This window comes from bacterium, from assembly GCA_028821235.1.
In the GTDB taxonomy this organism is placed as follows: domain Bacteria; phylum Actinomycetota; class Acidimicrobiia; order Spongiisociales; family Spongiisociaceae; genus Spongiisocius.
In genome coordinates, this window is record JAPPGV010000084.1 from 1 (window position 1) to 6,577 (window position 6,577).

The following is a 6,577-nucleotide window of genomic DNA, read 5'->3' on the forward strand; positions in this document are numbered from 1 at the left end:
CCACCAAGACCAGCTACGCGACGTTCCTGCTCTACTCGCTGTTCAACTCGGGCGTACTGGGCGCCGCCGCCACGAACACCAAGGGGCTCATCTTCAACGTGAAGGGCGAGGACCTGCTCTTCCTCGACCACAGGAATACCCGTCTCGACGAGGCGGAGCGGGCCCGCTACGCCTTGCTCGGGCTCGAAGCCGGACCGTTCCGGTCCATGAGGGTGCTCGCTCCACCGCGCAAGGGCGATCCCAACGGTACGCCGGCCACCGGGGCCCGTACCACAGGCGTCCGGCCGCTGTACTGGACCGTCGCCCAGTTCTGCGAGCAAGGGCTCCTGCCGTTCCTGTTCGCCGATGCCGAGGACGAGCGCCAGCAGTACACCATCGTCGTGCAGTCGGTCACGGCGCAGCTGCAGCGTTGCGCGAGGCAGTCCCACACCTCGGACGGCGCCGTACGGATCGACGGGAGGACGGCGCGCACCTTCTCCCAGTTGGTCACGATCATCTGCGACAAGCTGCTTCCGGAGGACCCGGACGAGGACGCCGATCCGCAGTGGACCGGGCGATCGATCTACACCGGGACGATCAACGCGTTCGTGCGCCGCCTCTCCTCGGCGGAACGGCACGTCGCACACCTCATACGGGCCGACATCGACGATGCCGAGACGCACGCCATCGACCTCGACTCCCAGCAGGTCACCGTCGTCGACCTGCACATGCTCCATGACCGGGCGAAGCGTTTCGTGGTGGGCGTGGTGCTCCGGCAGGCGTTCGAGGCGAAGGAGGCCGCCGGCACCGCCGAGCCGCTGCAGTTCGTGGTCCTGGACGAGTTGAACAAGTACGCGCCCCGTGACTCGTCGAGCCCGATCAAGGAGATCCTGCTCGACGTGGCGGAGCGGGGCCGCAGCCTCGGGATGATCCTCATCGGCGCCCAGCAGACGGCCAGCGAGGTGGAACGGCGGGTCGTCTCGAACTCCGCGATCCGGGTGGTCGGCCGGCTCGATGCAGCCGAGGCCGGGCGGGAGCAGTACGGGTTCCTGCCGGCTGTGCAGCGGCAGCGGGCCACGATCCTGAAACCCGGTTCGATGTTCGTCTCCCAGCCCCGCCTCCCCGTTCCGGTGCTACTCGAGTTCCCGTTCCCGGCATGGGCCACCCGCGTGGCGGAGGCTGATCTGAGTGGCGGGCGAAGCGATCAACCTGCCGACCCCTTCGACGGGCTGACCTGAGCCCTGGGCCTTGAGACTCCTCCACACTTCGGACTGGCACGTAGGAAAGACCATCCGGGGAGCATCGCGGGCGGATGAGCACACGGCCGTCCTGGCCGAGATCGCGCAGGTAGCGGCGCGTGAGGAGGTCGATCTGGTCATCGTGGCCGGAGACCTGTTCGACTCGGCCGCTCCGTCCGCCGAGGCGGAGAGCATCGTCTACCGCGCCCTACTGGACCTGGCGGACACCGGGGCCGACGTGGCCGTGATCGCCGGCAATCACGACAACCCCCGCCGGCTCCGGGCGGTCGCTCCCCTGCTGCAGCTCGGACAGGTACACGTGGTTGCCGAGCCGACCCGTCCCGGAGACGGCGGCGTCATCGAATTGCGCGCCCGTGACGGATCGGACGTCCGGTTGGCGATGCTTCCGTTCGTGTCCAAGCGCGGCATCGTGCGCGCCAAGCACCTCATGGCCGGAGAAGCCTTCGAGAACGCCCAGCACTACAGCGACCGGCTACGCCTCCTGATCGAACGGCTGTGCGAGCCGTTCGGCACCGACACCGTGAACCTCTTGACGACCCACGCCTTCGTACTCGGCGGCCAGGCCGGAGGTGGCGAACGTCCGGCCCACCTGGTCGAGGAGTACGCCATCACGGCACAATCCTTCCCCGTCACGGTCGGGTACGGCGCGCTCGGGCACCTCCACCGTCCACAGGCCGTCAGACACCCGCTCCACTACTGCGGTTCGCCGCTGCAGCTGGACTTCGGCGAGGCCGAGCAGGTCAAGCAGGTGAATGTGGTCACCATCGAACCGGGCACACCGGCCGATGTCGTAACGGTGCGCCTCACGGCCGGCCGCCAACTGCGGACGCTGACGGGCACCCTCGAGGAACTGACTTCGGTGAGCGTGGACGATGACGCCTGGCTGAAGGTGGTCGTCCAGGGTCCGGGCCGGGCCGGGCTGGCGCAGACCGTGCGAGAACTCCTCGGCCCGGGCGTGGTGGACGTGCGGGTTGAATCACCTGCTTCGGAAACTCCGAAGCGGAACCTCGATCATCGCAGCCGGTCGCCGCAGGAGCTCTTCGGCGAATACCTCGATCACGAGAACATCGAGGACCACCGGATCCGCGATCTCTTCGAGCAACTCCTCGATGAGCAGAGCGATGCACCTGCCGGGCTGGGCCCATGAGGCCGTTGCGGATCTCGATGAAGGGCTTCGGGGCGTTCCGCGAGCGGACGGACATCGATCTTGCCGATGTGGACCTCGTCGCGCTGGTAGGACCGACCGGATCGGGCAAGTCGACGATCATCGACGCCATCACCTTCGCCCTCTACGGAACGGTCACCCGCTACGAGGACAACCGGCTGGTAGCGCCAGTGATCAACCAGACCAGTAACGAGGCCCGGGTAGCCCTCGACTTCGAGCTCGACGGGCAGGTCATGACCGCTGTCCGCATCGTGCGCCGGACTACCGGCGGCGGAGCGACCACCAGGGAGGCACGCCTCGAGCGGGGCGCCAACGTTCTCGCCGACGACGCCACCTCCATGTCTCAAGAGGTCGAGAGGATTCTGGGTCTGGACGTCGAGCAGTTCAACCGGACGGTCGTGCTCCCGCAGGGCAAGTTCGCCACCTTCCTCCACGCCAAGCCCGGCGATCGGCAAAAGACCCTCGTCCGGCTGCTGGGCATGGAGTTGTACGGGCGGATAGGCCGGGCTGCGCGGCAGCGAGCGGCCCGGGCTCGCAACCATGTCGAGGCACTCCAGCCGGACTTCGAAAGGAAGACGGGAGAACTCACCGACCAAGGGCGTGACGTGCTCACGAGTCGCATCCGGGAACTCGACGCGGCCCATTCGCGGTTCAAGGCCGACCGGGAAGCAATCAACACCCTCGACGCCGAGCTGCGCGACCTCGATGCCGAAATCGGACGGCTCGACCACCAGCGGCATCGCATGGAAGGGATCGCGGCGCCGGCCGGCCTCGCCGAATTGGCCGATCAGATCGCCGAGGCGGTCAGGACCCGGATCCAGACCGAGGAGCGGCGTCGAGACCTGGGCACGAAGAGACGGGCAGCCAGGGAGGCGCTCGAGAACGGCCCCGATGTCGCCACCGTTCAGCTGGGTTTGAAAACGCACTCGGAACTCGCGCAGCGAACACGAGAGCACGAAGCGGTCGTCGAGCAACGTGACAGAGCAACCCGAACGCACCAGTCGGCCAAGGCAGCCGCCGATCGGATCCGCGCCAAACAGGCGGAAGTGGACCGGCGCCTTGAGCAGGCCAGGGAGACGGAGGACAGGGCGCGGGCCGCCCTCGCCGCCGGAGTCACGGTTGCCCAGGTCGAAGCGTGGACGGCTGCGCACGCTCGCCATCAGGCCGCCTCGAAGGCGACCGCCCGGGCCACCCAGGCCGCCCGGTCTGCCGAGGCGGCGCTCCGGCCGGCGAAAGCGGCTCTAGCGGACGCCGAAACGGCGGCCGCGGCGAGTTCGGAGCGGCTGGCGGCACTTCGCCGGCACGCCGGTGTCGCTGGTCACGTCGACCTGCTCGAGGTGGGATCGGCATGCCCTCTCTGCCTGCAGGAGGTGCACGAGCTTCCCACCCATGACCTCGACATCCACGTGCGTCAAGCGCAGGCGGACGACGAGGCCGCCCAAGCCGCCCGGGTAGAGGCCAGGCAGGCATTCGAAAACGCCGACAGAGAACTGATCAAGCGGCGCGCGGACGCTTCATCCGCCCTGAAGAACCTGGCGGAGTGCGAGTCCGAGATCGAGTCGGTCCCGCAATCCGACCAGCTCGACACCCTCCGGGCAGAGTCTGCGGAACTGGCCGAGGCTGTTCGCTCCGCGGGAGAAGCGACACGCGAAGCTGACGCGGCTGCGAGCCAACACCGGGAGTCGGCCGGCTATGCAGACACTCTCGATGGCGAGCAGGTCGCGGAGCGGCGCGTCACCCGGCTGGGCGTATCCGAGGACCTCCTCCGCTCCCAACTCATGTCGCTCCGCGCCAATGTCGCCGAACTCCCCGACGAGCGCGAACTGGGCGCTCAACTGGCGGAGGCCGACCGCCTGAAGGTCGAGTTAGACGAAGCAGACTCCGGCTTCAACGACGCCGACGCCGCCTACGAGAGGGCAACCGCCGAACTGGACAAGGTGAACCGCCGCCGCGACCAGGCCATCAAGCTGTTGCATGACAGCCGCGACCGCGTCGCCGCCTTCGGCCCACCCACCATCGATACGTCCGATCCGGCGGCGGCCTGGGGCGTCCTGACCGGGTGGATCCGAGACCACGTACGCGCCGCAGCCGCCGAACGGAAAGCGGCCACCGAACTGACGTCATCGAAGGCGAACCATCGTTCGGCGGTCGTCCATTCGCTCAGGGAACGATGTTCCGCAGTCCTCGGCGGTGTCGATCCGGGCGCATCGATGGAGGAGCTGGGTGAGCTTCTCACAAAGGGCCGCGCTGCCTCCGCTACTGAACTCGATCACTTCGACCGGCGACGTGACGAACTCGAGGAACTGCGGCAACGCATCGACGTTCAGAAAGACCGGGCCACAGTGGCGACCCATCTCGGACGGCTGCTCCGCAGCGACGGCTTTGAGCGCTGGCTGATGGAGGCGGCGCTCGATCAACTGGTCGATCGGGCCACCGGACGGCTGTTCGAGCTGTCGGACGGCCAGTACTCCCTCACGGTCCACAAGAACGACTTCGCGGTGCGAGATCACACCAACGCCGACGAGGTACGAAGTGCCCGGACCCTATCGGGCGGCGAGACGTTCCTGGCGTCGCTGTCGCTTGCTCTCGCTGTGGCCGACGCCACCGCGGAACTGGCCGCCGAGGGCGCTCCGAGGATGGAATCGATCTTCCTCGACGAAGGGTTCGGAACGCTCGATCCGCATACCCTCGACACCGTCGCCACCGCAGTCGAGGAGCTCGGGACCACCGGGCGCTTCGTGGGGATCGTCACCCATATCCGGGAACTCGCCGACCGCATGCCGGTACGGCTCGAGGTCACCAAGACAGGGGGATCAGCGACCGTCGAACGGATCGAGACCTGATGGAGTTCAGCGTCGAGTCGTGGGCGCCCGAATACGGATCGTCCCTCAACCTGCCATCTGTCGAGGACACCGACGACCAGGCTGACGCCACCGTCGAGCGGGCGCTCGATGAGTGGACGCCGATCGACCCGGTGCCTGCGCGCAGGCCCGGCGAGATCGCGTTCATCGATGGAATCCAGCGCATCGACGCGCGCATCTGGATACACGAGAACGGCATCTCCGCGCCCGCCGTCTGCGTGTCGGTGGCCGCCGGCGCAACGGTCTGCGCGCCCGGAACGGCCACCACCGAGGGCGTGCGGGTCGCCCGTGCGCTCATCGCTCCCGCCTCCTCCACGGCGGGGCCGATCGGTACCCGCCACGCCACCTACGACTTCGTGCCGGCGCAGGATGCGACGCCCGAGGCCACCTACCTGGCCATCCACGGGCGCCGCACCGAGCTCGAGGTCAGCGTGGCCCGCTCCGTCTCCTGCGGTCTCATCGTGTTCGACGGTCCCCTGCGTGGCCCCACCGACCAGCGAGGCGTCGGCTACGTCAAGACCCACCACAAGGTCTACCTTCCGCCTTCCGTCCAGGCGATCCTCGGCGACCTGGGCGATGGGCAGCGGACGCCCCTCTTCTTCCTCAGCGGCGGCCCGGGCGGCGGCCGCTGGTCGTGGTACCTGCGCCTGCCCGGCCCACGGGTTCACCCGATGTCCGGGATCGTCAGGCTCGAACTCCCGGGGGCCGGCACTGCGGCCGAGGCAGTGGAACGCGCCGAGTACGTCAGCGCCTGCCTTCCGCAGTTCGCCAGCGAACCCCACAAGGAGCCGAGGGCGCCGCAGAACCTCTACCCGATAAGCGGCATCGAGCGAGAACTGCGCAGGCGGCTCGGGGACGCCCAACTGCTCGAGCGCGCCCTCCGCATCGCCGCGGGACACAGGGCCTGAGGGGCCTTCATAGCCGATAGGAACACCCCTCGTCGGCATCGGTAACACCAATGTGAGAGCTAGCTCAGGAACGATAGGGGTTGACCTGTCCCCTCGTTTACCGCATATTCAGCTGTGAGGGAACACAACTGACTAGTCTGATATCTAGTCAGTTAGGAGTTCCACGATGTCCCGAAGCGAAGAGGATCGTATGAAAGCAACGTGGCAGGTTCAGGAGGCGAAGGCTCGGTTCAGCGATCTGCTCCGGAGGAGCCTGGCGGAAGGTCCCCAGATCGTCACCCACCGCGGCGTCGAGAGAGCGGTCGTAGTCCCGATCGAGCAGTGGCGCCGGATGGAACGCAACACACGAAGAAACATCAAGGAGTGGCTGCTCGCGCCTGAAGCACGGACGGAGACGCTCGTACC

5 protein-coding genes are annotated in these 6,577 nt (G+C 67.6%); all 5 read left to right on the plus strand.

The window, feature by feature from the left end; genetic code table 11:
• Window positions 1–1,217 (plus strand): ATP-binding protein (locus tag OXK16_09780; GenBank protein MDE0376236.1); only part of this gene is annotated, 1,217 nt, incomplete at its 5' end.
• A gap of 10 nt (window positions 1,218–1,227) precedes the next feature.
• Entirely contained in the window at window positions 1,228–2,385 is a 1,158-nt protein-coding gene (locus tag OXK16_09785; GenBank protein MDE0376237.1) for an exonuclease SbcCD subunit D, read from the plus strand.
• Window positions 2,382–5,246: an SMC family ATPase gene (locus OXK16_09790; GenBank protein MDE0376238.1), complete on the plus strand. Its 2,865-nt coding sequence runs from the start codon at window positions 2,382–2,384 to the stop codon at window positions 5,244–5,246. Before OXK16_09785 ends, OXK16_09790 begins: the two co-directional genes overlap by 4 nt.
• Complete coding sequence (locus OXK16_09795; protein ID MDE0376239.1) at window positions 5,246–6,172, plus strand: hypothetical protein; 927 nt, start codon at window positions 5,246–5,248, stop codon at window positions 6,170–6,172. Before OXK16_09790 ends, OXK16_09795 begins: the two co-directional genes overlap by 1 nt.
• A gap of 166 nt (window positions 6,173–6,338) precedes the next feature.
• Window positions 6,339–6,577: type II toxin-antitoxin system prevent-host-death family antitoxin (locus OXK16_09800; protein MDE0376240.1), on the plus strand; the 239-nt coding region annotated here is incomplete at its 3' end.